The sequence below is a fragment of the Variovorax sp. VNK109 genome (assembly GCF_049445855.1).
GTDB lineage: Bacteria > Pseudomonadota > Gammaproteobacteria > Burkholderiales > Burkholderiaceae_C > JAGOCV01.
In genome coordinates this window covers 179,527-201,961 of the sequence record NZ_JBMSDV010000004.1, presented here as the reverse complement: position 1 = coordinate 201,961, position 22,435 = coordinate 179,527, and the positions used below count along the sequence as shown (strand labels likewise).

Below are 22,435 nucleotides of genomic sequence, written 5' to 3'. Positions count from 1 at the left end.
CGGGCTGCTCAGAGGTCCAGGTCGAGGTTGCCAGCTCCGGCTGGGGGCGGGGTGCCGGCCGGCGGAGGGCTGGCAACCACGGTTTTCCCGAATGCATCATCGGCAGGCGCTGCGGGCTTGTCCTGCCCGGCCGTCGGCGCGGGCACGCCGCCGATCACGGTTGCCGCGAATTCCGTGTTGTTTCCGACGCCGCCAATCACGGTGGCTTCGAAATTGCCGGTGGCTGCCGCAGCAGCGCCGGTCGCGCCTGCAGCCACCGCACCCGTGGCCATGGCAGCGCCCGGCGCACCGCCTGCGACTTCCGAGATGACGGAGCGGAGGTCGGCGGCAAATTCGTCGCCCGTCTGGTAGCGCGTCTCGGGGCGCTTGCTCAGGGACAGCGCCACGATGTTGGCCAGCCGCTCGGAGAGCTGCGGGCGGATGATGCGGATGTCCGGTGCTTCTTCATTGGCGATCTTGTACATCAGCTCGGCCATGGAGTCGCCACGGAAAGGCAACACGCCGGCCAGCATCTGGAACAGCATCACACCCAGCGAATAGAGGTCGGAGCGGCCGTCCACCTTCTTGCCGGCAATCTGTTCGGGCGACATGAAGCTGGGCGTGCCCAGCACCAGACCCGTCTTGGTCTTGCTCGAATCGGTGATGCGCGCGATGCCGAAGTCGGTCACCTTGACGGTGTCGGACGCCGGTTCGTACATGATGTTGGCCGGCTTGATGTCGCGGTGGACCACGTTCTGGCGGTGCGCGTAGGCCAGCGCTTCTGCCACGCGGGCCACGATCGACAGCACCTGTTGCGGCGGCAGGAGATTGGCTTCCTTGCAGAAATCGGCCAGGTCCTTGCCCTTGAGGAATTCCATGGCGATGTAGGCCAGGTCGTGTTCCTCGCCCGCATCGAAGATGGTCACGATGTTCTGGTGCTGCAGGCGGCCCGCCGTCTCGGCTTCGCGGAAGAAGCGTTCGCGGGCGTCGTCCAGCTCCTCGCCGTCGAACTCCTGCGCCAGCGCCATCGTCTTGATGGCCACGACGCGTCCGATCTTCGGGTCCTTGCCGAGGTACACGACACCCATCGCGCCCTTGCCCAGTTCCTTCTCGACCTGGTAGCGGCCCAGCATCGGCTTCTCGACCGCGCCGCCGTCCAGCAGCATGGTGCCGCCGGGGTGTGCGCCGCCACCGCCCAGGATGACGGTTTCCGACAGGTTCTTGGCCCGGTTGAGCTTGGACTGCAGGTCCTTGTAGTTCTTGTTGTACGTGGCCATGTGCTCGTACACGGCCTGCGCCTTGTTGAACTGGCGCTTGCGCTCGAAGTCCAGCGCGAGGTTGTAGAGGTTGTCCATCACCGCATCGCTCATGGGCACGCGGCGGAAGCGGTCGAAGGCCATGTCCAGCTGACCCTGGCCTTGCAGCGCCAGGCCCATCATGCGGTTGGTTTCGGCCGATTCCTCGTCGGACCGGAGCTTGCCCGCTTCCGTCATGAGGAAGCGCTTGGTGGTCAGCGCCAGATGGCCGATGACCAGCAGCGTCGCCGGCAGCACGAACTTGAGCCACAGGGCCGAGCCCGAGAGCAGGCCGAATTCGGTGCCGATGAGCAACACGAACAGCACCAGCGTCGCGATGGCGGCGAGCCCCGCCGACAGGCGCGGCAGCAGCGCGATGAGGTACGCCGCCACCAGCAGGAAGGCGCCCAGCGCAGCCCACACGCCCCAGGTCGGCTGCACGATGAAGTGCTCGCTCAGGATGCTGGAGGTGATGTGCGCGATGGTCTCGGCAGGCGACAGGCCGGCGTAGCCCGGCGTCGGGAACTGGATGCCCACGCCAGCCGCCGTCGCACCGATGATCACGATCTTGTCGGTGTATTTGGACGCGGGAATCTTGCCATTGAGCACGTCGTAGAACGAATCCACGGCGAATGCCGGGCGGCCGTCATGGCCCTTGTAGAACTGCGGCAGCATCAGCGCCGCCTCGTCGGTGCGGATGCGCAGCTTGCCCAGCTGTACCGATTCACCCACATTGAGCTTGATGTCACCGGGCTGCAGGTTCAGGCTCTTGGAAGCAGCCAGCAGGGCCATCGAGGGCACGGCCTTGCCGAAGTAGTTGACCAGGAGGGGCTCCATGCGCAGCGCGCCGTCCACGTCGTTGAGCTGGTTCAGGTGGCCGATGCCGCTGGCTGCGGTTCCCAGGATTTCGATGGGCTGCTGGCCACGCATGACCGGCAGGGAGAAACCGCTGTTCTCGTCGATGGCGCTCTTGAGCGCGTAGGCCGGCAGGTCCTGGTCCGGACGGCCCTGGGGTTCGCCGAACACGAAGAACGAGGGCAGCAGCACGTTGCCGGCCTTGGACAGGCTGGCCGCGAACTTGGCGTCGGTGTCCAGCGCCACCTCGGCTTCGGCGATCACGCTGGCGAGCTGGCCATAGCCCGCGCCGCCCTGTGCCGGGTCGGGCGACTGTGTGGCGAGCGCCTCCTTCATCTTGCGGATGAACACGAGGCCGCGGTCGGTCTGCGGTTCGAAGAAGAAGGTGGTGTGGACGATGGTCTTGGCCTTCGCCTGCGCCAGCTGGTCGATCAGTTGCGCATGGATGTCCCGCGGCCAGGGCCAGCGGCCGATGTTGGCAATGCTCTGGTCGTCGATGGCGATCACCGCGACCCGGTCGGAGGGCTGGCGCGAGGTGCTGGTGCTGGCGAAGTCATAGAACCGCCGCTCCATCGTCCCGATGATGTCGGTGGCCTGATAAAGAATCATGACGGCCACCACGACGAGGACGGCCACAAACCAGTCTGCACGCCAGAACTGACCGCGTTTACCAGATGACGATTTGCTCAATTCCCGCCCCTTGCCAACCAGGCTTTACGTATGTGCCGACTTGCGCGATTGCCCGCGCCAGGCGGGGCCCACCCCTGCCGACACGGCCTCTCTACCGGACGCACATTATCAGGGGGCTTGCAGGCAGGCAAGACAGTTAGTTACGGTCTTTCCCGGGATTTGTTGCAAATAAGTTCTCGTATCCCGCAAAAACAAAGCCCCCTGGCGCAGGGCCTGAGGGCTTCATCCATTGAATTGCAGACAGGTCGCGCGCGGGTCAGTTTGCCTCGGCCGTCGTGTGGGCGCGGCTCCCGAGGTATTTGCCCAGCCCCACCACAAAGGCGGCGCCGGCCGCTGCGGCCGTGTAGTGCAGCCATGGGGCGGCAGCGACGGCGTCCTTGAGCACGATGTCGCTCACGATGGTCTCGCCGCCCACCCAGCCGATGAGCGCGGCGCCCAGCGTCACGATGATCGGGAAGCGCTCCATCAGCTTGATCATCAGCGTGCTGCCGAAAATCACCAGCGGGATGCTGATGGCCAGACCCAGGATCAGCAGCAGCATGCTGCCCTTGGCCGCCGCCGCCACGGCGATCACGTTGTCCAGGCTCATCACCAGGTCGGCGATGAGGATGGTGCGCACGGCGGTCATCAGGCCCGCCTGTTCGGCGGTGCCGCCCTCTTCCTCTTCTTCCTGGCCGAGCAACTGCACGCCGATCCACAGCAGCAGACATCCGCCCACGATCTGCAGGAACGACAGTCCCAGCAGCCACGCGGCGATGACGGTGAGCGCAATGCGCAGCACGACGGCCGCGCCCGAGCCCCAGAAGATGGCCTTTTTCTGCTGGTGCGGCGGCAGCGAACGGGCCGCCAGCGCGATGACCACGGCGTTGTCGCCGGAGAGGATGATGTTGATCCAGATGATCTTGACCAGACCAATCCAGAAGTCAGGGTTGTTGACGAATTCCACGTTCGATCTCCAGTGTTATGTATTGAAAAAGCGCCCGGAGCAGTGCTTCGGGCGCTTTTCTTGTATTGGAGCCGACAGTGTAACGAGCCGGGCCGGGCCGGGCGTTCGTAGTTCTGCGTACGAACCGCCCGCCGGCGGCCGTTGTTACAGCAGCGACTTGAGCAGCTTGCCCATCTCGGACGGGTTGCGCGTCACGGTGAAGCCGCACTCTTCCATGATGGCGAGCTTGGCATCGGCCGTGTCGGCGCCGCCGGAGATCAGCGCACCGGCGTGGCCCATGCGCTTGCCGGGGGGCGCCGTGACGCCTGCGATGAAGCCGACGATGGGCTTCTTCATGTTGTCCTTGCACCAGCGGGCGGCGTCCGCCTCGTCCGGGCCGCCGATTTCACCGATCATGATGACGGCGTCCGTGTCCGGATCGTCGTTGAAGGCCTTCATCACGTCGATGTGCTTGAGGCCGTTGATCGGGTCACCGCCGATGCCGACCGCCGACGACTGGCCGATGCCCAGTTCCGTCAATTGCGCCACGGCTTCGTAGGTCAGCGTGCCGGAGCGGCTGACCACGCCTACGCGGCCCTTCTTGTGGATGTGGCCGGGCATGATGCCGATCTTGATTTCGTCGGGCGTGATGAGGCCGGGGCAGTTGGGGCCCAGCAGCAGCGTCTTCTTGCCGCCGGCGGCTTCCTTGGCCTTCATCTTGTTGCGCACTTCGAGCATGTCACGGACCGGGATGCCTTCGGTGATGCAGATGGCCATGTCCAGGTCGGCCTCGACGGCTTCCCAGATGGCGGCGGCAGCGCCTGCGGGCGGCACGTAGATCACCGAAACGGTGGCGCCGGTCTGCGTGGCTGCTTCCTTGACCGATGCGTAGATCGGGATATTGAAGATCGACTCGCCGGCCTTCTTCGGGTTCACGCCCGCGACGAAGCAGTTCTTGCCGTTCGCGTATTCCTGGCACTTTTCCGTGTGGAACTGGCCGGTCTTGCCGGTGATGCCCTGGGTGATGACCTTGGTGTCTTTGTTGATGTAGATCGACATGACGCTGTGTTCCTTACTTGGCCTTGACTGCTGCAACCACTTTTTGGGCCGCTTCGGCCATGGAGTCGGCGCTGATGATGGGAAGGCCGGATTCGGCCAGCATCTTCTTGCCGAGTTCTTCGTTCGTGCCCTTCATGCGCACGACCAGCGGGACGTTCAGGTTCACGGCCTTGCAGGCGGTGATGACGCCGGTGGCGATGGTGTCGCACTTCATGATGCCGCCGAAGATGTTGACCATGATGGCCTCGACCTTGGGGTTCTTGAGCATGATCTTGAACGCTTCGGTGACCTTCTCGGGGGTGGCGCCGCCGCCCACGTCCAGGAAGTTGGCCGGCTCGGCGCCGTACAGCTTGATGGTGTCCATGGTGGCCATGGCCAGACCGGCACCGTTCACCAGGCAGCCGATGTTGCCGTCCAGGCTGATGTAGGCCAGGTCGAACTTGGAAGCCTCGATTTCAGCCGGGTCTTCCTCGTCGAGGTCGCGCAGGGCGACGATTTCCGGCAGGCGGAACAGGGCGTTGGAGTCGAAGTTGAACTTGGCGTCCAGTGCGGTGACCACGCCCTTGCCGTCGACGTTCAGCGGGTTGATTTCAACCAGCGACGCGTCTGTTTCCATGTAGCAGGTGTAGAGCTTCTGGAAGATGTCGACGGCTTGTGCCGTCGAACCGGCCGGGATGCCGATGGCGTCGGCGATCTTCTTGGCCTGCTCGGCGGAGAGGCCGGTCAGCGGGTCGATGTATTCGGTGACGATCTTCTCGGGCGTGGAATGGGCCACTTCCTCGATGTCCATGCCGCCTTCGCTGGACGCGATGAACGCCAGCTTCTGGGTGGCGCGGTCGGTCACGATGGACACGTAGAGTTCGTTCTTGATGTCCGCGCCGTCCTCGATGTACAGGCGGCGGACCTTCTGGCCTTCAGGACCGGTCTGGTGCGTCTTGAGCTGCATGCCCAGGATCTGCTCGGAAAGCTTCTTCACGTCGTCGATGGTCTTGGCGACCTTCACGCCGCCGCCCTTGCCGCGACCACCTGCGTGGATCTGGGCCTTGACCACCCACACCGGGCCGCCGAGCTTCTGCGCGGCTTCCACCGCTTCCTGCACCGTGAACGCGGGAATGCCGCGCGGCACCGGTACACCAAACTTGCGCAAGATTTCCTTGGCCTGGTATTCGTGAATCTTCATGAAGTCTCTCTTAGGGTCGGGGATGACTGCGAGGACCACTGCAACAGGACCGGCGCGCGGGCTGGCAGGGCCGGGACGAACTGTAGCATGCTGCTACGCACAACTTCCGGGCATGTCGTAAAGTCGGGGTTTCCCTCCCCACTACTCTTTTCCACGGATTTTTCCAGATGGCCAAGGTCTTCATCGACGGCGAAGCCGGCACCACCGGTCTTCAGATTCGCGAACGCCTCGCGGGCATGGCCGGCATCGAGCTGGTCAGCATTGCGCCGGAACTGCGCAAGGACCCGGAAGCCAAGCGATCGCTGATGGCCGGCGTCGACCTGGTCATCCTGTGCCTGCACGACGATGCGGCGCGCGAATCCGTGGCCATGATCGACGGCCTGCCGGGCAAGAAGCCGCGCATCATCGATGCGTCCACCGCACACCGCGTGGCCCCGGATTGGGTATTCGGCTTTCCCGAACTCACCGCCGGCCAGAAGGACGCCGTGGCCAAGGCCGACCGCGTGGCCAACCCCGGCTGCTATGCCACGGGCGCCATCGCCCTCCTGCGCCCGCTGGTGGATGCCGGCATCCTGCCCACAGATTTCCCCGTCGCACTGCCTTCGGTGAGCGGCTACTCGGGCGGCGGGCGCACGATGATCGAGGCCTACGAGAAGAACGAAGCCCCGTTGTTCGAGACCTACGCGCTGGGCCTCAAGCACAAACACATTCCCGAGATCATGAAGTACACCGGCATGACGCGCCGGCCCATCTTCATCCCCTCGGTGGGCAATTTCAAACAGGGCATGCTGGTCGAGTTGCCGCTGCATCTGGACGACCTGCCCGGCAAGCCCAAGGCGGCCGACCTGCAGGCCGCCTATGAGAAGCACTACGCTGCAACCAACACGGCGCAGCAGTATGTGAAGGTCCTGCCGCCCACCGCCGATGGCAAGCTCGACGCGCTCGCGCTCAACGACACGAACAACCTCGAAATCCGCGTCTTCCCCAACGAGGACCATCGCCATGCCGTGGTGATCGCGCGCCTGGACAACCTGGGCAAGGGCGCGAGCGGCGCTGCGGTGCAGAACCTGCAACTGATGCTGGGGCTGTAAGCCCCAGCATCGGCGCGGCGCGGCTCAGGTTTCGTCGTCCCCGCCCGTCACGACGCGCCGGATCACTTCGGGCGCGAACCCTCGTGCGGCCAGAAAGCGCATCTGCTTCGCCCGGCCTGCAGCATCGGGGGCCGGTCCGCCGAATCTCTTTCTCCAGACCTCGCGCGCGCGCTGCGCCTCGGTGCCGCGCAACGACTGCACGGTGTCGGCCACCGTCTGCGCGTCCAGCCCCCTGGCGATGAGTTCCTGCCGGATGCGTGCCGTGCCCAGGCGCGAAGCGCGCCGGTTCACCACCGACTCGGCCACGCGCTCCTGGCTGATGAAGCCCCGCGCCTGCAACTCGTCGAGGACGCGCGCGAGCTCGCCCGGTGTCTGCTCATGCTCCCGCAGCTTGCGCTCCAGCTCCAGCCGCGAGTGTTCGCGCTGGCTCAGGTAGCGCAGGGCGCGGCCCTTGAGCGAGAGTTGTGGCCGTGCACGGTTGCCGCGGGCCGCAGGCCGTTCCTCCTGTGAGGAAACGCTCACTCTTGCACGTCTGCCGCATCGGGCAGCAGCGCGATGTTCAGCGATTCGCGGACCTTGTTCTCGATCTCGCGGGCGAGGTCGGGGTTCTCGCGCAGGAATTCGCGCGCGTTGTCGCGGCCCTGGCCGATCTTCTCGCCGCCGTAGGCATACCAGGCGCCGGACTTCTCGATGATGTGCGCCTGCACGCCCATGTCGATGATCTCGCCTTCGCGGCTGATGCCTTCGCCGAACAGGATGTCGAATTCCGCCGTCTTGAACGGGGGCGACACCTTGTTCTTCACGACCTTGACCTTGGTCTCGTTGCCGATGGCTTCTTCGCCCTTCTTGATCGTGCCGGTGCGGCGGATGTCCAGGCGGACCGAGGCGTAGAACTTCAGCGCATTGCCGCCGGTGGTGGTTTCGGGCGAACCGAACATCACGCCGATCTTCATGCGGATCTGGTTGATGAAGATGACCGTGCAGTTGGTCTTCTTGATGGTGGCCGTGAGCTTGCGCAGCGCCTGGCTCATCAGGCGGGCCTGCAGGCCGGGCAGCGAATCGCCCATTTCGCCTTCGATTTCGGCCTTGGGCGTGAGCGCGGCCACCGAGTCGATCACGATCAGGTCCACCGCGCCGGAGCGCACCAGGCTGTCGACGATCTCGAGCGCCTGCTCGCCGGTGTCGGGCTGGCTGATCAGCAGGTCGGGCAGGTTGACGCCCAGTTTCTGCGCGTACTGAACGTCCAGCGCATGTTCGGCATCGACAAAGGCGCAGGTGCCATTCAGGCGCTGCATCTCGGCGATGACCTGCAGCGTGAGCGTGGTCTTGCCGGACGATTCCGGGCCGTAGATCTCGATGACGCGGCCGCGCGGCAGGCCGCCGACGCCCAGCGCGATGTCCAGGCCGAGCGAGCCGGTGGAGACCACCTGGATGTCCTCGATCACTTCGCCTTCGCCCAGGCGCATGATCGTGCCCTTGCCGAACTGCTTCTCGATCTGGGCCAGTGCGGCTTGCAGTGCCTTGGCCTTTTCACTGTTGGGGCCGAGACCCTTGACCGGTGCGTCCATGAAAATCTCCTTGAAAATCAATAAGTTGGCTTCTCATCCGGGCCTGTTTCCAATCACAGGCTGGATGCTTGACCAGTACTGTAAGCGTCGCATACGTCGAAGTAAACCCGATATTTGGTCAGTTTGCTTTACCATCTGGTGATGCCAGAAACTGCCTTTCCAGCCCCGGCCACCGGCACCGCCGCCACGCCCGGCAACGACGACTGGCGTCAGATCCACCTCGGCCGCCTGCTCGGCCACGCCATGCGTCGCTTCGACGCACGCGTGCTCTACCTGATGGCGCACAACGTGCACGTACCGCTCGCGCTGTCCAACCTCGCCGCGCGCGACCAGGTGAGCGCGGCGCACGTCCACATCACCCGGCACCTGGCACTCGGCGGCTCGCGCCTGACCGACCTGGCCGAGCGCGCGGGCATGACCAAGCAGGCCATGGGACAGCTGGTGGACCAGTGCGAGGCATGGGGCCTCGTGCGCCGGGAGCAGGACGCGCACGACGCGCGTTCGCGCAAGGTCGTCTTCACCGAAGCCGGCCTCGCGTGGGTGCAGGCCTTCCACGACGCGGTGACGCAGGCCGAGGCCGAGTTCCGCGCGGAAGTGGGCAACGAGGTGGCGACGGTGGTGATGATCGGCCTGGAAACGTACGCCAGTGGCGCGTGACGAACAGCGCAACCCTAGAATGCGCGGTACCTGACAACTCCCATTCCGATGTCGATACTGGTTGCCCTGGCTTGCCCGCAATGTGCGGCTCCGCTTCCCCGGCTTGCACGCTGGCGAACTGTCCAGTGCAGCTATTGCGGTGCCACCATCGTGCGCAGCGGGCAACCACCGGTCCTGCGTGAGCCTTTCCATGCAGCATGGCTCAGGGCCCGCGGATCATCTGGCGGATCGTCCACCTTGGTCTGGAAAGGGCAGCGCTTTGCACAACTCGCACACCTTGGCACGGGCGAACACAGCGACGTCGTACTCGCGGAGCGCGTAGACGGGCCCGCCTGGCGTCTGAAGTTCAAGCTGGCAACGTCCGACGACTCGGCAAAAGCCCTGGAGCACGAAGCCACCGCTCTTTCAGTGCTGCGTGCCAGCACGCTGCCGGGCTCCGCTTATTTTTCCCTGCGATTGCCACACGCACTGGACTTCGGGTCGGTCAAGTCGGATGCACATGCAGCACGGGCAACGCTTGTCATGCGGCAGGCCAACGGCTACTGGGGCAGCGGTGCCGATGTGCTCATCCACCAGCGCGACGGCATCGATCCCCGCCATGCGGTCTGGATCTGGCGTCGCCTGCTCGAAACACTCCAGTTCGTCCATACCAACCAATGGCTGCACGGCGATATACGCCCAGGACACTTGCTGCTGCATCCGCGCGATCACGGCGTCATGTTGATCGGCTGGTCCCGCGCGAGGCAATTCGACCCGCGCGAAAGAATTGCAGCGACCGGGAAGGATCTCGCGCAAGCTGCATGGTCCATCCGGACACTTCTGCACGGCAAGCTGGACGAACAGCCAGGCTACGGAAGTCGCACACCCGCGCCTTTGCGTGAACTGCTGCAGTCGTGCTGCGAAGAGCCTGCAGGCGTGGCATCACGCGGCGCAGAAGCGCTCGCGGTTGCGGTGTCGCAGGCGGCCATTGCCGCATTCGGGCAACCCCGCTTCATCCATTTCGACCCCTTATCACCGACTTGACCTGACAGGAGCCATCGATGGGTTACGGAAACTATTCACACGCCGCGCACGTTGCGCTGATCGCCGACCGCGCAACCAGACCGGGTTCCGAAGTCTTCCAGCAGACGAGCACCCATCCGCTGATGGACCCTCGTGGCCTGACCATGCGCGAATCGCGTGACGGCCCCGATCACCCCAACTCACTGGCCATCGCCTTCGCGCTCGATGTGACCGGTTCGATGGGCGACATCCCGCACATCCTCGCGACGCGCGAACTTCCCACCTTCATGAAACTGCTGACGGACTTCGGCGTGACCGATCCACAGCTGATGTTCATGGCCATCGGCGATGCCAATTCCGACCGGGCCGCGCTCCAGGTCGGCCAGTTCGAGTCCACCGCCGAACTGATGGACCAGTGGCTCACCCGCAGCTACATCGAAAGCGGCGGGGGCGGCACCGGTGAGGAAAGCTATGAACTGGCCTTCTACGTGCTGGCCCAGCACACCGACACCGACTGCTGGGTCAAGCGCAAGAAACGCGGCTACCTCTTCATGACCGGCGACGAACTGCCGTACCCGGCCGTATCCCGACGCAACATCGACGCCCTCATCGGCGAAAAGCTCGACGAGGACATCCCCATCGAGGAAGTAATCGCTGCAGCCGCGGAGACCTACCACCTGTTCTTCCTGATCCCGGACGCGCAACGCCGTGGCCGCTGCGAGGCGCGCTGGCGCGAGTTGCTGGGTGACCAGGTCATCTGCATGGAGTCGCCCGACGACGCCTGCGCGGTGGCCGCAGCGATCGTGGCGCTGACCGAGAAAGTCAGCCCTGATGTAGATGCGCTCGCAAAGTCCATGGCATCGCACGGCGTCGAAGCGGATCGCATCGGCCGCGTCGTCCGCGCGGTGGATGACTATGCCGCCACGCTCGTGCCCGGTGCGCCACGCCGACCGCACAAGCTGGCAGCCGTCGGCACGGGCGCGCAGCGTCCCTCATGGTGGAAACGACTGTTCGGCTGAGCCACGCGAATCGGGCGCGGCACCCGCGCCCCTGCGCATGACGACACGCTACACGTCGCTGCTCGGTCTCGGATTCGGTGACTGTGGCAAGGGCCTCTTCACGGATTACGTTTGCCGTGCGCAGCGCGGGCACACGGTCGTTCGCTTCAACGGCGGCGCACAGGCCGGGCACAACGTCGTGTTGCCGGACGGCCGTCACCACACGTTTTCGCAGTTCGGTGCCGGCAGCTTCATGGACGGTGTTGCCACGGTGTTGAGCGCGCCGTTCATCATCCACCCCCACGCCTTGCTGTTCGAGGCGGAAGCCCTCGCTGCAAAGGGCGTCCCGGACATCCTTGATCGCCTTCTGATCGACGGGCGTTGTCGCGTGACGACACCGCTGCATCAGGCTGCTGGTCGCCTGCGCGAATGGGCCCGCGCCAGTGGAGCCAGCGGCCCGCACGGCAGTTGCGGCGTCGGCGTGGGCGAGACCGTGCTGCAGGAACTGAGCGACCCGCAGACTGCGATCCGGTACGCCGATCTCACGCAACGCAAACGGACGCTGGACAAACTCGCCATGCTGCGCGAGCGGCTGCGTGCCGATGCCGGACTCCAGTGGCCCGGCATGGCGTCCAACGCGGCTGCACAGACCGAGTGGAAGGTCCTCAACGACGAAAGCATTGGCAGCCGCTGGCTCGATGCCATCCAGCCGTGCCTGCGCGCCGCGCCCTCCGCGTCGCCCGAACTGCTGGCGCAGCGACTCACTATGCCGGGTGCCGTGGTCTTCGAAGGCGCACAAGGCGTTCTGCTGGACGAGCGGCATGGCTTCCATCCCCACACGACCTGGAGCAGTATCAGCACGGACGCGGTCGAGTCGGTGCTCCTGGATCTGGGGCTCCATGCCGAGGTCACGCACCTGGGCGTTATGCGCAGCTACCTCACGCGCCATGGTGCCGGCCCCCTTCCCACGCAGGATGCGGCACTGGACGTCCTGGCCGAGCCGCACAACAGCAACGAGGGCTGGCAGGGCGCGTTCCGGCGTGGCCACCCGGACTCTGTGCTGCTGGAATACGCCGTATCGGCAGTCGGCCGGCTCGATGGCATCGTCGCGACCCATCTGGACGTTTTCGACCGTTTCGGCCCGCTGCAATGGTGCATCGGCTACGGCCATGAACCTGGCGGTCTGACCGACCACCTGCCGCTGGGCACACCGGGTGATGTGGCGCACGCAGAGCGAATCATGGAACTACTCGACATGGCGCGTCCGGTCTATGCGGCCACGCCACTGAGGAACGCATCAAGCTGGTGCGCGGCCGTGGAGGCCGTGGCAGGCGTGCCGGTCACACACACCGCTTCCGGGCCCCTGCACGTCAATGTGGATGTACGCCGGCCCTTCGCAAAACTAGAATGACCGTCAAACAGCGCTGCTTCTGCAGCGACAAAGGAGACGGGCATGAGGATCCTGATTGCCGAAGATGACCAGGTGCTGGCCGACGGGCTGTTGCGCAGCCTTCGCACGTCCGGCGCGGCGGTGGACCATGTGGCCAGCGGCACCGAAGCCGACGCCGCGCTCATGGCCAACAACGAATTCGACCTGCTGATCCTCGACCTGGGCCTGCCGCGCCTGCACGGCCTGGAAGTGCTGCGCAAACTGCGCGGGCGTGGCTCGTCGCTGCCGGTGCTCATCCTTACCGCCGCCGACAGCGTGGAAGAGCGCGTCAAGGGCCTGGACTACGGTGCCGACGACTACATGGCCAAGCCCTTCTCGCTGCAGGAGCTCGAAGCCCGCGTGCGCGCCCTCACGCGGCGCGGCATGGGCGGCACGAGCAGCGCCATCAAGCACGGCCCGCTGGTGTACGACCAGGCCGGCCGCGTGGCGACCATCGACGGCCGCATGGTCGAACTCTCGGCGCGCGAGCTCGGGCTGCTCGAAGTGCTGCTGCAACGCGCGGGCCGCCTCGTCAGCAAGGACCAGCTGGTCGAGCGCCTGTGCGAGTGGGGCGAGGAGGTGAGCAACAACGCCATCGAGGTGTACATCCACCGCCTGCGCAAGAAGATCGAGAAAGGCCCGATCCGCATCGCCACGGTGCGCGGCCTCGGTTACTGCCTCGAGAAAATTCCTGGATGAAGATTTTCCAGCGTGAGCAGCGTTCGCTTTTCGGCGAAATCCTCGACTGGATGCTCACGCCGCTGCTGCTGCTGTGGCCGGTGAGCCTTGCGCTCACGTGGCTCGTGGCGCAGGGCATCGCCAACAAGCCGTTCGACCGCGCGCTCGAATACAACGTGCAGACGCTCGCGCAGCTCGTGGTGGTGAACAACAACCGCGTGCAGTTCTTCCTGCCGCAGCCCGCGCGCGAAATCCTGCGCGCCGACGAGTCCGACCAGGTCTACTACCAGGTGCTCGACGGCAACGGCAATTTCCTGAGCGGCGAGCGCGACCTGCCGCACCCGTCCGCCAGCCAGCGGCACACGGGTGAGGTCCGCCTGCGCGACGACGAAATGCGCGGCCTGGACGTGCGCGTGGCCTACATCTGGGTGTCGGCCGGTCCGGTGGAAGCGCCGCCCGTGCTGGTGCAAGTGGCGGAGACGCGCAGCAAGCGCTCCGTGCTGGCGACCGAAATCATCAAGGGCGTGATGCTGCCGCAGTTCGTCATCCTGCCACTGGCGGTGCTGCTGGTGTGGCTCGCGCTGGTGCGTGGCATCAAGCCGCTGTCGCAGCTGGAAGCACGCATCCGCGCGCGCAAGCCCGACGACCTCAGCCCGCTGGACGACAAGGCAGTGCCGATGGAAGTGGCGCCGCTCGTGAGTTCGGTCAACGGCCTGCTCACGCGCCTGAAGGATTCGATCGCCACGCAGAAGCGCTTTCTTGCCGACGCGGCGCACCAGCTCAAGACGCCGCTCGCGGGCCTGCGCATGCAGGCCGACCTGGCGCAGCGCGAAGGCTCCAGCGCCGAGGAACTCAAGCAATCGCTCAAGCTCATCGGCCGCTCCAGCGTGCGCGCCACGCACACGGTGAACCAGCTGCTCGCGCTCGCCCGCGCGGAAAGCAGTGGCGCGACCATCGGCCGCCAGCCGTGCGACCTGGCGCTGCTCACCATGGAGACGGTGCAGGACAGCGTGCCGCGCGCGCTCGAAAAACGCATCGACCTCGGCTACGACGGCGCACAACCCGGCAGCCCCGGCGTGACAGTGGACGGCAACCCCACGCTGCTCAAGGAACTGCTGCGCAACCTGCTGGACAACGCGATCAACTACACGCCGTCCAGCGACGAGCGCCCGGGCATCATCACCGCGCGCGTACTGGCCGACCCGTTCGGCCATGTGCTGGTGCTGCAGGTGGAAGACTCGGGCCCCGGCATCCCGGTGGCCGAACGCGAGCTCGTGTTCCAGCCGTTCTACCGCGCGCTCGGCACGGAGGCGGACGGCTCGGGCCTGGGCCTGCCCATCGTGCTGGAGATCGCGCGCCACCACGGCGCGCAGGTGACGGTGGAAGAAACGCACCCCGGCCAGACGCCGCCGGGCGCGCGCTTCACCGTGCGCTTCTCGACGGCAGACGCCGGCGACGGCGGCCAGGCCGGGTATGCCTAGCCGGGACTCGGGGCCGATCAGCCCTGGGCGGGTTCGCGGTAGAAGCTGAGCTGCAGCCGCTCGCGCTCGATGGCGCGCGCCACTGCCGGCAGCAGCGCGACCTGCTGCACGTGCGCCCACAGCAGCGGATAGTCCGCCGGGTTGATGCCGGCGATCGTGCCCCAGCGCAGCAGCGTGAGCGAGTACACATCCAGCGGGCCGACCGACGTGCCCGACAGGTAGGGCTTGCCGGCGGCTTGCGCCTTTTCCAGCAGCGCTTCCATCTCGGCCAGCATGCCGCGGAACAGTTGCGTGTTGTAGGCCTTCAGGTCGCCGTGGATCGCCGCGTTGTCGGTGAACTTGTGCGGCATGAAGATGTGGGTGAACGTCGGGTGCACCGTGTTGTTCATCCACGCCAGCGTCTCGAGCACGCGCGCCTTGGCCAGCGGCTCGGCCGGCAGGAAGCCCATCTGCGGGAAGCGGTCGTGCAGGTAGTTCACGATGGCCACGATCTGCGTGATGACCGCGTCGCCGTCCACCAGCACCGGCACCTGGCTGCGCGGGTTGATGACCTTGTACTCGGGCGTGTAGTTCTCGCCCTTGTGCAGCTTCACCATCACCGGTTCGAAGGCCTCGCCGGTGGCTTCGAGCAGCGCGTGCGGCACGAAGGAACATGCGCCGGGCGCGAAATAGAGTTTGAGTGTCATGCGATGTCTCCTGTCTTTTTATCGGGATGCCGCTTCTCAGCGGCAGGCCTGCAGCGGCTTGTTGCCCAGCACGGCGCGCACTTCGTTCAGGCGCGCGCGCAGCGCATCGTCCAGCGACGTGAGGCGCAACGTCTGCCCCTTCACCTCGGGGCGCTCCTGCATCACGCGCGCGGTGCGCACGCCGCGCTGCGCGAGCGATGCCAGTTGCTGGTTGGCCTTGTCCTGCGAGTCGAAGCTGCCCAGCGACACGCCCGGTTCCAGCTGCGGGTTGGGCAGCGTCTGGAACAGCACGCGCAACTGGCGCAGCTCGGCCTTCTTGCGGTTGAGCGTTTCCACGTCGGGATAGCGGCCCATGTAGATCATCCAGCGGGCGGGCTCGGTGCCGGGTTCGAGCGTCCAGTTGGCGGCCGGCCAGGTCTCGAGCGTCTGGCGCACGGTGGTGGCCTGGGTGTCGTCGAGAAGGCCGGCCTGCAGGCACTCGGGGCCGCGCGAAGGCGTGTCGCGCTTCGCCTCGGCCTCGCTGATCACGCGCACCGCTTCAGGCCTGACTTGCGCGGCCATGCGTTCGGGTTCGGTCTGGCGCACCGGCATCATTCCCATCTCACGCAGGAAGCCCTGCGTCCATGCGTAGTACACGCCATTGGCGAGCAGCAGGAGCAGGAACAGCAGCCTCAGCATCGCTCAGGCCTCTGACGATGCCGACGGGTTGGACGGTGTGGGGCGCACGCTGATCTCGGCGCTCGTGACGTGTTTCATGCCAGCGGCAGTATGCACCAGCATCGCGCCGTCCGGGGCGGCGCCGTGTGCCGTACCGGAGGTGCCGTCGCTCAGCGTCACGGCGCGGCCGAGCAGCACGTCGCGGGCGTTGAAACGGGCCTGGAAGGGCGCGAAGCCGGTGTGCTCGAAAGCCTTGACCGTTTGCGCCAGCGGTAATGCCAGCCGGGCCAGGGCCTGCGGCGCGTCCACGCCGGGCAGCAGGTCCTGCAGCGCGGCGGGCGGGGTGGACATGCCGTCGCCGTCATTCGGCGCGATGTTGATGCCGATGCCGATGACCGCGTAGCGCGTGTCGCCGAAGCTCGCCGTCTCGATGAGGATGCCGCCCAGCTTGCGGAAACCCGCCGGCGTGGACACCCACAGGTCGTTGGGCCACTTCAGCCCCGCCTGCGGATGCAGGCTCTCGGCCACCGCCACGCCCACGGCCAGCGACAGGCCGGACCAGTCGGCCGGCGCAAGCGGCACGCCGAAGGAAAAAGTCAGGGAATCGACCGTGCCATCGGTCTGGCTGCGCCAGATGCGACCCAGACGGCCGCGGCCTGCGGTCTGCCGCTCGGCCACGAGCAGCGCGGGTTCGAGTTCGCCGGCACGGGCCCGGCGCATGAGTTCGGTGTTGGTGGAGCCGATCTCGGGCAGCACCTCGACGGTGAAACCCGGCAGCAGCGGCACGATGGCTTCCCAGATCGCCTCTGCGCCCCACCGCATGCCCGGCTCCGTTCAGCGCTTGGGCGCGAGCAGCGTGCCCCGGCAGTTTTTCGAACCGCACCAGCACGGGTATTGGGCCTTGAGCTTGGGCGTGTAGCGCTCGTCGATGATCAGGCCGTAGTCGTAGTTCAGTTCTTCGCCGGCCTTGATGTTGCGCAGCGCCTTGATGAACACGCGGCCTTCTTCCTCGTCGGCCTCGCAGTTCGGGTCGCAGGAATGATTGATCCAGCGCGACGAATTGCCGCCGTGCTTGGCGTCGATCACACGGCCGTCATCGATGTGGAAGTAAAAGGTGTGATTCGGATCCTTCGGGTCGTGCGGGTGTCGGCGCAGCGCTTCCTTCCAGGTGATGATCTCGCCCACGTACTCGATGAGGGTTTCTCCCTCGGCGATATCCTGCACGGCGAAGACGCCATTGCCATGAACGCCGGAGCGCCGTGTCTGGATGCGGCGGCCGTCAGCGGGACGACGGATGTAACCGGGTTTTTTTGGCATGTCGAGAACTTCTGATAACTTGAATATGCACACGTGTGCGCGCGTGCGCGTACGCGCGAGAAGCGCAGATTGTAGATTGCAGTTCAAGACAGCCCCATTCCGACAGCCATTCCTATGAGCGAAAAGACACTGATCATTGCCGAGAAGCCTTCCGTCGCCCAGGACATCGTCCGCGCGCTGACGCCCGAGTCCGGCAAGTTCGACAAACACGACGAGTACTTCGAGAACGAGAAGTACGTCGTCACCAGCGCGGTGGGTCACCTCGTGGAGATCCAGGCGCCCGAGGAGTTCGACGTCAAGCGCGGCAAGTGGAGCTTCGCGCACCTGCCGGTCATCCCGCCCTTCTTCGACCTGAAGCCGGTGGACAAGACCAAGGGCCGCCTGAACGCCGTGGTGAAGCTGGCCAAGCGCAAGGACGTGAGCGCCCTGGTGAACGCCTGTGACGCGGGCCGCGAGGGTGAACTCATCTTCCGGCTGATCGAGCAGTACGCCGGTGGCCACAAAAACGGCAAATTTCAGCCGCTGGACAAGCCCGTCACCCGCCTGTGGCTGCAGTCGATGACGCCGCAGGCCATCCGCGACGGCTTCCAGAACCTGCGTTCGGACAAGCAGATGCAGGGCCTGGCCGATGCTGCCCGCAGCCGCTCCGAGGCCGACTGGCTGGTCGGCATCAACGGCACGCGCGCCATGACGGCGTTCAACTCGCGCGACGGCGGCTTCTTCCTCACCACCGTGGGCCGGGTGCAGACGCCCACGCTCGCCGTGGTGGTGGAGCGCGAAGAGCAGATCCGCAAGTTCGTCAGCCGCGACTACTGGGAAATCCACGCCAGCTTCCTCGCCGAAGCCGGCGAGTACACGGGCAAGTGGTTCGACCCCAAGTGGAAGAAAACCGAAGGCGACGCCGAGATCAAGGCCGACCGCGTCTGGACGCAGAAGGAAGCGCAGGCCATCGCCGACGCTGTCAGGGGCAAAGCGGCCACAGTTACCGAGGAAAGCAAGCCCACCACGCAGGCCAGCCCCGCGCTGTTCGACCTGACCTCGCTGCAGCGCGAGGCCAACGGCCGCTTCGGCTTCTCGGCCAAGACCACGCTGGCGCTGGCGCAGTCGCTCTACGAACGCCACAAGGCCCTCACCTACCCGCGTACCGATTCGCGCGCGCTGCCCGAGGACTACCTGCCCGTGGTCAAGGACACGTTCAAGATGCTGGCCGACAGCGGCATGAAGCACCTCGCGCCGCACGCCGCGCTGGCCATCAAGGACGGCTACATCAAGCCGTCCAAACGCATCTTCGACAACGCGAAGGTCAGCGATCACTTTGCCATCATCCCCACCACGCAGGCACCCAGCGGCCTGTCGGATGCCGAGCAGAAGCTGTACGACCTGGTCGTGCGCCGCTTCATGGCGGTGTTCTACCCGAGCGCCGAATACCTCGTCACCACACGCATCAGCCAGGTGGTGGGCCACAGCTTCCGTTCCGACGGCAAGGTGCTGGTCAAGGCCGGCTGGCTCGCCATCTTCGGCAAGGAAGCGCAAGACGAGGACGACAAGGACAACAAGGATGGCAAGACCCTCGTGCCGGTGAAGCCCGGCGAGATGGTGCGCACCGAAACCGCCGAGCCCAAGGGCCTCAAGACGCGCCCGCCCGCACGCTATTCCGAAGCCACGCTGCTCGGCGCGATGGAAGGCGCCGGCAAGATGGTGGAAGACGACGAACTGCGCGAAGCCATGCAGGAAAAGGGCCTGGGCACGCCGGCCACGCGCGCCGCCATCATCGAAGGCCTGATCAACGAGAAGTACATGCTGCGCGACGGTCGCGAGCTCATCCCCACTGCCAAGGCGTTCCAGCTCATGACGCTGCTGCGCGGGCTGGAAGTGGACGAACTCTCGCGCCCCGAACTCACCGGCGAATGGGAATACAAGCTCTCGCAGATGGAACGCGGCAAGCTCAGCCGCGACGCGTTCATGCGCGAGATCGCCGAGATGACGCAGCACATCGTGCGCAAGGCCAAGGAGTACGACCGCGACACCGTGCCCGGCGACTACGCCACACTCGCGACGCCCTGCCCCAACTGCGGCGGCATCGTGAAAGAAAACTACCGCCGCTTCGCCTGCACCGGCAAGAGTGGCAGCGGCACCGACGCGTGCGGCTTCTCGTTCACCAAATCACCCGCAGGCCGCACCTTCGAAACCGCCGAGGCCGAGCAGTTCCTGGCCGACAAGAAGATCGGCCCGCTCGAAGGCTTCCGCTCCAAGGCCGGCTGGCCCTTCACCGCAGAACTGGCCCTCAAGTTCAGCGACGAAGACAAGAACTGGAAACTGGAATTCGACTTCGGCAACGATGCGGCCGACGAAGAGACCGGCGAGATCGTCGACTTCTCGGCGCAGCAGTCACTCGGCGTCTGCCCCAAGTGCGGCGGCAACGTGTTCGAACACGGCAGCAACTACGTGTGCGAGAAATCCGTGCCCACCCAGGCACAGCCCACGCCCACCTGCGACTTCAAGACCGGCAAGATCATCCTGCAGCAACCCATCTCGCACGAACAGGTGAGCAAACTGCTGGAAACCGGCAAGACGGATTTGCTGGACAAGTTCATCTCCAACAAGACGCGGCGCGCCTTCAAGGCCTTCCTGGCCTACGACAAGGAAAACGGCAAGGTCGGCTTCGAGTTCGAACCGAGAACGTCCAAGTTCCCGCCGCGCAAGACGGCTGCGACGAAGACACCGGCAGCGAAGAAGGTTGCAGCCAAGAAAGCTGCACCCGCGAAGAAAGCACCCGCCGCCAAAAAGGCAGCAGCCCCCAAGGCCCCGCGCAAATCGTCCGGCCCCGGCCTGACGCCGAGCGCCGAGTTGGCCGCAGTCATCGGCAGCGAACCCGTGGCCCGCACCGAAGTCATCAAGAAACTGTGGGACTACATCAAGGCCAACGGCCTGCAGGACGCGACCAACAAGCGGAACATCAATGCGGATGCGAAGCTGCTACCAGTGTTCGGGAAGCCGCAGGTGACGATGTTTGAGCTGGCGGGGGTGGTGGGGAAGCATTTGGGTTGAACACTTCAGAGCCTGCTATCCAAGCTAATAGTAGTTCGAAAGCAGTCCAGCGATTCGATCTAGGATTGGCGCGAAGCTATTGAAATCAATCGTCGGCGCTTTCTTGTCAACTACATCTCTCGCAAATGCGCTCTTTCCATAGTGTTTACTTTCATCAATTTTCTTTTCTCGAGAAAATGACTTGCCGTTCAGCTTTTCTGCAAGAGTTTGCGCACTAAAGAAATCTTCAATTGCTGTCTTCGTTCCATTTGGCCCTAACGGGGTTGGTACGACGTAAAGATTTCCAGTCACGTGTATATATGGCTCCGTCCCGCTTGGTCTAGGTTTTTTTGTTATTCCTGCTATCGCACCATAAACATCACTCGCACCAGAATCGTTGTCAATTAAGACAACCACAGGATGCTTAGGCGTGGGGGCATGAATTTTCGTGGTCAGATCCGCGTGATAGTTTTTGATAAGGTGACATATTCCGCCAACTCCGCCCTTGAGTTGCGTAATCTCCTCTACGCTCGCTGTACTTGAACATCCGCAACTTAATCTGAATAGATGAGTTGACGCTTTGAACAAGGGATGGGTACGCAGGCGCTAGGCGCCGAATTGCATGACGCATATAAATGTTGTCAGTAGGTCCTTCACAAACCAGAAGCGGGCGCGACAAGTCATAAAAAAGACTGTAGTAAAGAAATTGCCGGAAAATTTCGATTCGCGCAGACGTATCTGCTGGTTCAAGATCGTTCTTTCTCGACTCACTGTCATTAAATCGATCCACTTGATCTATGTAGGCAAGCATGCCTATAACTTTGGCGTTTCTTTCTTGCCCTCCAGAAGGCTCTTCGTCTACATCACTCGGCAGAGAGAACTTTCCTGTTCGTAGCGCGGTGTGCACGATAGCTCGAACTGTTCGTCGGTAAGGCGTCGGAACGTTGACCTTTCTATTGACCGTCAAGCCCGTGACTTCCTGGCGAGAGTCGCGGTACTGCATCCGTGTTTTTTTGGGGTTGAATTCAAAACCCGCTTGCTTGACGAGTCTTTCTAAGGAGCTGCCTGGAATCCACTTGTGCATCTCCTCTGCTTGAACGGCCACCTTCATAGGAAAGGGGGACTTGTTTGAGCTAAAGGTGAGGTCGTCTGCGTATCGCGTGTACGTACATCCCGTTGATGCAGCCAATTTTGCGAGATGGATATCTAGTATGTGTGCGACCAGATTAGAGATGATGGGTGAACATGGGCTGCCCTGAGGTAAAGAGTTATCAGTGCAGGCGATCTGGGCAAGTATGGTCGCGACTTTGTCATTTAACAGAAAATTCTTGTCTTTTAGAAAGAATCCTCTGACTCGACCAAAATTCAGTGTGCCGAAGAAGTCGTGAATGTCTGCATTAAAGACGTAGCGCCGAGTAATGTGACGACGTGCATTAGTCATCGTTGAATGCTTGGGCTTGAAGCCGTGCGAAATTCCGAGCCCAACTTGTCCGTGCGAAAGCGCGATTTCGTCTGAGCAAGCTTGAAGAAGTTCTGCCAAGCGATGCTGAACTAATTTCAGATCCTTTGCGGGTGCAGATATCTCTCTTTGACCTCCGCTTTTTTTTGCAATGCTGAACTTCGAATAGAGGTCGGCCTTCGGTTTCACGTACAGGATGTATGAAAGCATCCCTGACTTAAGGCCTAATAATTCGGCGACTTTAGCCAGCGTTGTTGCACTTCTCAATTTGGCGAGTTGCGACATGAGAGGTAGAAAAGTGACCTGCGGACACTCCTATGCGGCGCTAAGAGGCCTAGCAAGCTACATAAGGTAACTCGAGGTACGCCGAGGAGCATATCCCCGGACTTTGTTTTCACATGC

19 protein-coding genes and 1 pseudogene are annotated in these 22,435 nt (G+C 64.1%); 8 read left to right on the top strand and 12 right to left on the bottom strand.

Translation table 11 applies throughout. The features are described from left to right. Positions 1-8: 8 nt before the first annotated feature. The 4 genes from ACO2Q9_RS15330 to sucC all read right to left on the bottom strand — a co-directional run bounded on the left by ACO2Q9_RS15330 (position 9) and on the right by sucC (position 5,983). Positions 9-2,819 carry a CHASE2 domain-containing serine/threonine-protein kinase gene (locus ACO2Q9_RS15330; protein ID WP_423312673.1) on the bottom strand — a complete coding sequence of 937 codons (2,811 nt, stop codon included), beginning with the start codon at positions 2,817-2,819 and terminating at the stop codon, positions 9-11. A gap of 256 nt (positions 2,820-3,075) precedes the next feature. Next, positions 3,076-3,765: a TerC family protein gene (locus tag ACO2Q9_RS15325; protein WP_423312672.1), complete on the bottom strand. Its 690-nt coding sequence runs from the start codon at positions 3,763-3,765 to the stop codon at positions 3,076-3,078. A 144-nt stretch (positions 3,766-3,909) separates the two neighbouring features. Continuing rightward, on the bottom strand, positions 3,910-4,803 hold the full coding sequence (sucD, locus tag ACO2Q9_RS15320) for a succinate--CoA ligase subunit alpha (protein WP_423312671.1): 894 nt from the start codon (positions 4,801-4,803) through the stop codon (positions 3,910-3,912). A gap of 13 nt (positions 4,804-4,816) precedes the next feature. After that, entirely contained in the window at positions 4,817-5,983 is a 1,167-nt protein-coding gene (gene sucC / locus ACO2Q9_RS15315; RefSeq protein WP_423312670.1) for an ADP-forming succinate--CoA ligase subunit beta, read from the bottom strand. Positions 5,984-6,150: 167 nt separating this feature from the next. Here sucC and argC point away from each other — a divergent pair, with 167 nt between their 5' ends. After that, positions 6,151-7,074, top strand: a complete 924-nt coding sequence (argC, locus tag ACO2Q9_RS15310) for an N-acetyl-gamma-glutamyl-phosphate reductase (protein ID WP_423312669.1) — start codon at positions 6,151-6,153, stop codon at positions 7,072-7,074. A gap of 24 nt (positions 7,075-7,098) precedes the next feature. Here the strand turns inward: argC and recX are convergent, their stop codons facing one another. Together recX and recA are read right to left on the bottom strand one after the other, a co-directional pair. Then, positions 7,099-7,596 carry a recombination regulator RecX gene (gene recX / locus ACO2Q9_RS15305; RefSeq protein ID WP_423312668.1) on the bottom strand — a complete coding sequence of 166 codons (498 nt, stop codon included), beginning with the start codon at positions 7,594-7,596 and terminating at the stop codon, positions 7,099-7,101. After that, entirely contained in the window at positions 7,593-8,642 is a 1,050-nt protein-coding gene (recA, locus tag ACO2Q9_RS15300) for a recombinase RecA (protein ID WP_423312667.1), read from the bottom strand. The genes recX and recA overlap by 4 nt, the downstream gene beginning before the upstream one ends. A 141-nt stretch (positions 8,643-8,783) precedes the next feature. Here recA and ACO2Q9_RS15295 point away from each other — a divergent pair, with 141 nt between their 5' ends. From ACO2Q9_RS15295 to ACO2Q9_RS15270, 6 genes are all read left to right on the top strand, one after another. After that, on the top strand, positions 8,784-9,299 hold the full coding sequence (locus ACO2Q9_RS15295; protein ID WP_423312666.1) for a MarR family winged helix-turn-helix transcriptional regulator: 516 nt from the start codon (positions 8,784-8,786) through the stop codon (positions 9,297-9,299). Between the two features lie 237 nt (positions 9,300-9,536). Next, on the top strand, positions 9,537-10,322 hold the full coding sequence (locus ACO2Q9_RS15290; RefSeq protein WP_423312665.1) for a lipopolysaccharide kinase InaA family protein: 786 nt from the start codon (positions 9,537-9,539) through the stop codon (positions 10,320-10,322). 17 nt (positions 10,323-10,339) lie between these two features. Further along, positions 10,340-11,320: a VWA domain-containing protein gene (locus tag ACO2Q9_RS15285; RefSeq protein WP_423312664.1), complete on the top strand. Its 981-nt coding sequence runs from the start codon at positions 10,340-10,342 to the stop codon at positions 11,318-11,320. Between the two features lie 37 nt (positions 11,321-11,357). Further along, positions 11,358-12,710, top strand: a complete 1,353-nt coding sequence (locus ACO2Q9_RS15280) for an adenylosuccinate synthetase (RefSeq protein WP_423312663.1) — start codon at positions 11,358-11,360, stop codon at positions 12,708-12,710. Positions 12,711-12,752: 42 nt separating this feature from the next. Beyond that, positions 12,753-13,427: a response regulator gene (locus ACO2Q9_RS15275; RefSeq protein WP_423312662.1), complete on the top strand. Its 675-nt coding sequence runs from the start codon at positions 12,753-12,755 to the stop codon at positions 13,425-13,427. Further along, complete coding sequence (locus tag ACO2Q9_RS15270; protein ID WP_423312661.1) at positions 13,424-14,887, top strand: sensor histidine kinase N-terminal domain-containing protein; 1,464 nt, start codon at positions 13,424-13,426, stop codon at positions 14,885-14,887. The genes ACO2Q9_RS15275 and ACO2Q9_RS15270 overlap by 4 nt, the downstream gene beginning before the upstream one ends. Positions 14,888-14,904: 17 nt before the next feature. Here the strand turns inward: ACO2Q9_RS15270 and ACO2Q9_RS15265 are convergent, their stop codons facing one another. The 4 genes and pseudogenes from ACO2Q9_RS15265 to ACO2Q9_RS15250 all read right to left on the bottom strand — a co-directional run. Then, complete coding sequence (locus ACO2Q9_RS15265) at positions 14,905-15,573, bottom strand: glutathione S-transferase family protein (RefSeq protein WP_423312660.1); 669 nt, start codon at positions 15,571-15,573, stop codon at positions 14,905-14,907. 36 nt (positions 15,574-15,609) lie between these two features. After that, entirely contained in the window at positions 15,610-16,251 is a 642-nt protein-coding gene (locus ACO2Q9_RS15260; RefSeq protein ID WP_423312659.1) for an SPOR domain-containing protein, read from the bottom strand. Between the two features lie 3 nt (positions 16,252-16,254). Further along, on the bottom strand, positions 16,255-17,052 hold the full coding sequence (locus tag ACO2Q9_RS15255) for a biotin--[acetyl-CoA-carboxylase] ligase (RefSeq protein WP_423312658.1): 798 nt from the start codon (positions 17,050-17,052) through the stop codon (positions 16,255-16,257). A gap of 15 nt (positions 17,053-17,067) precedes the next feature. Next, a pseudogene (locus ACO2Q9_RS15250) lies at positions 17,068-17,547 on the bottom strand (SET domain-containing protein); the annotation flags it as partial. Between the two features lie 114 nt (positions 17,548-17,661). On the opposite strand from ACO2Q9_RS15250, the gene ACO2Q9_RS15245 reads away from it, so the two are divergent. After that, entirely contained in the window at positions 17,662-20,595 is a 2,934-nt protein-coding gene (locus ACO2Q9_RS15245; protein WP_423312657.1) for a DNA topoisomerase III, read from the top strand. A gap of 24 nt (positions 20,596-20,619) precedes the next feature. Here the strand turns inward: ACO2Q9_RS15245 and ACO2Q9_RS15240 are convergent, their stop codons facing one another. Both ACO2Q9_RS15240 and ACO2Q9_RS15235 read right to left on the bottom strand, forming a co-directional pair. Beyond that, a complete protein-coding gene (locus ACO2Q9_RS15240) occupies positions 20,620-20,886 on the bottom strand; it encodes a hypothetical protein (protein WP_423312656.1) in 267 nt (88 codons plus the stop codon). A gap of 112 nt (positions 20,887-20,998) precedes the next feature. Beyond that, complete coding sequence (locus ACO2Q9_RS15235; RefSeq protein WP_423312655.1) at positions 20,999-22,318, bottom strand: retron Ec67 family RNA-directed DNA polymerase/endonuclease; 1,320 nt, start codon at positions 22,316-22,318, stop codon at positions 20,999-21,001. Positions 22,319-22,435 lie beyond the last annotated feature (117 nt).

What these genes read in the sequence shown, in the direction of transcription:
- sucD (WP_423312671.1), bottom strand. Translation starts at nt 4,803, where the DNA reads ATGTCGATCTACATCAACAAAGACACCAAGGTCATCACCCAGGGCATC.
- sucC (WP_423312670.1), bottom strand. Translation starts at nt 5,983, where the DNA reads ATGAAGATTCACGAATACCAGGCCAAGGAAATCTTGCGCAAGTTTGGT.
- argC (WP_423312669.1), top strand. Translation starts at nt 6,151, where the DNA reads ATGGCCAAGGTCTTCATCGACGGCGAAGCCGGCACCACCGGTCTTCAG.
- recA (WP_423312667.1), bottom strand. Translation starts at nt 8,642, where the DNA reads ATGGACGCACCGGTCAAGGGTCTCGGCCCCAACAGTGAAAAGGCCAAG.
- ACO2Q9_RS15295 (WP_423312666.1), top strand. Translation starts at nt 8,784, where the DNA reads ATGCCAGAAACTGCCTTTCCAGCCCCGGCCACCGGCACCGCCGCCACG.
- ACO2Q9_RS15285 (WP_423312664.1), top strand. Translation starts at nt 10,340, where the DNA reads ATGGGTTACGGAAACTATTCACACGCCGCGCACGTTGCGCTGATCGCC.
- ACO2Q9_RS15280 (WP_423312663.1), top strand. Translation starts at nt 11,358, where the DNA reads ATGACGACACGCTACACGTCGCTGCTCGGTCTCGGATTCGGTGACTGT.
- ACO2Q9_RS15275 (WP_423312662.1), top strand. Translation starts at nt 12,753, where the DNA reads ATGAGGATCCTGATTGCCGAAGATGACCAGGTGCTGGCCGACGGGCTG.
- ACO2Q9_RS15270 (WP_423312661.1), top strand. Translation starts at nt 13,424, where the DNA reads ATGAAGATTTTCCAGCGTGAGCAGCGTTCGCTTTTCGGCGAAATCCTC.
- ACO2Q9_RS15265 (WP_423312660.1), bottom strand. Translation starts at nt 15,573, where the DNA reads ATGACACTCAAACTCTATTTCGCGCCCGGCGCATGTTCCTTCGTGCCG.
- ACO2Q9_RS15260 (WP_423312659.1), bottom strand. Translation starts at nt 16,251, where the DNA reads ATGCTGAGGCTGCTGTTCCTGCTCCTGCTGCTCGCCAATGGCGTGTAC.
- ACO2Q9_RS15255 (WP_423312658.1), bottom strand. Translation starts at nt 17,052, where the DNA reads ATGCGGTGGGGCGCAGAGGCGATCTGGGAAGCCATCGTGCCGCTGCTG.
- ACO2Q9_RS15245 (WP_423312657.1), top strand. Translation starts at nt 17,662, where the DNA reads ATGAGCGAAAAGACACTGATCATTGCCGAGAAGCCTTCCGTCGCCCAG.
- ACO2Q9_RS15235 (WP_423312655.1), bottom strand. Translation starts at nt 22,318, where the DNA reads ATGTCGCAACTCGCCAAATTGAGAAGTGCAACAACGCTGGCTAAAGTC.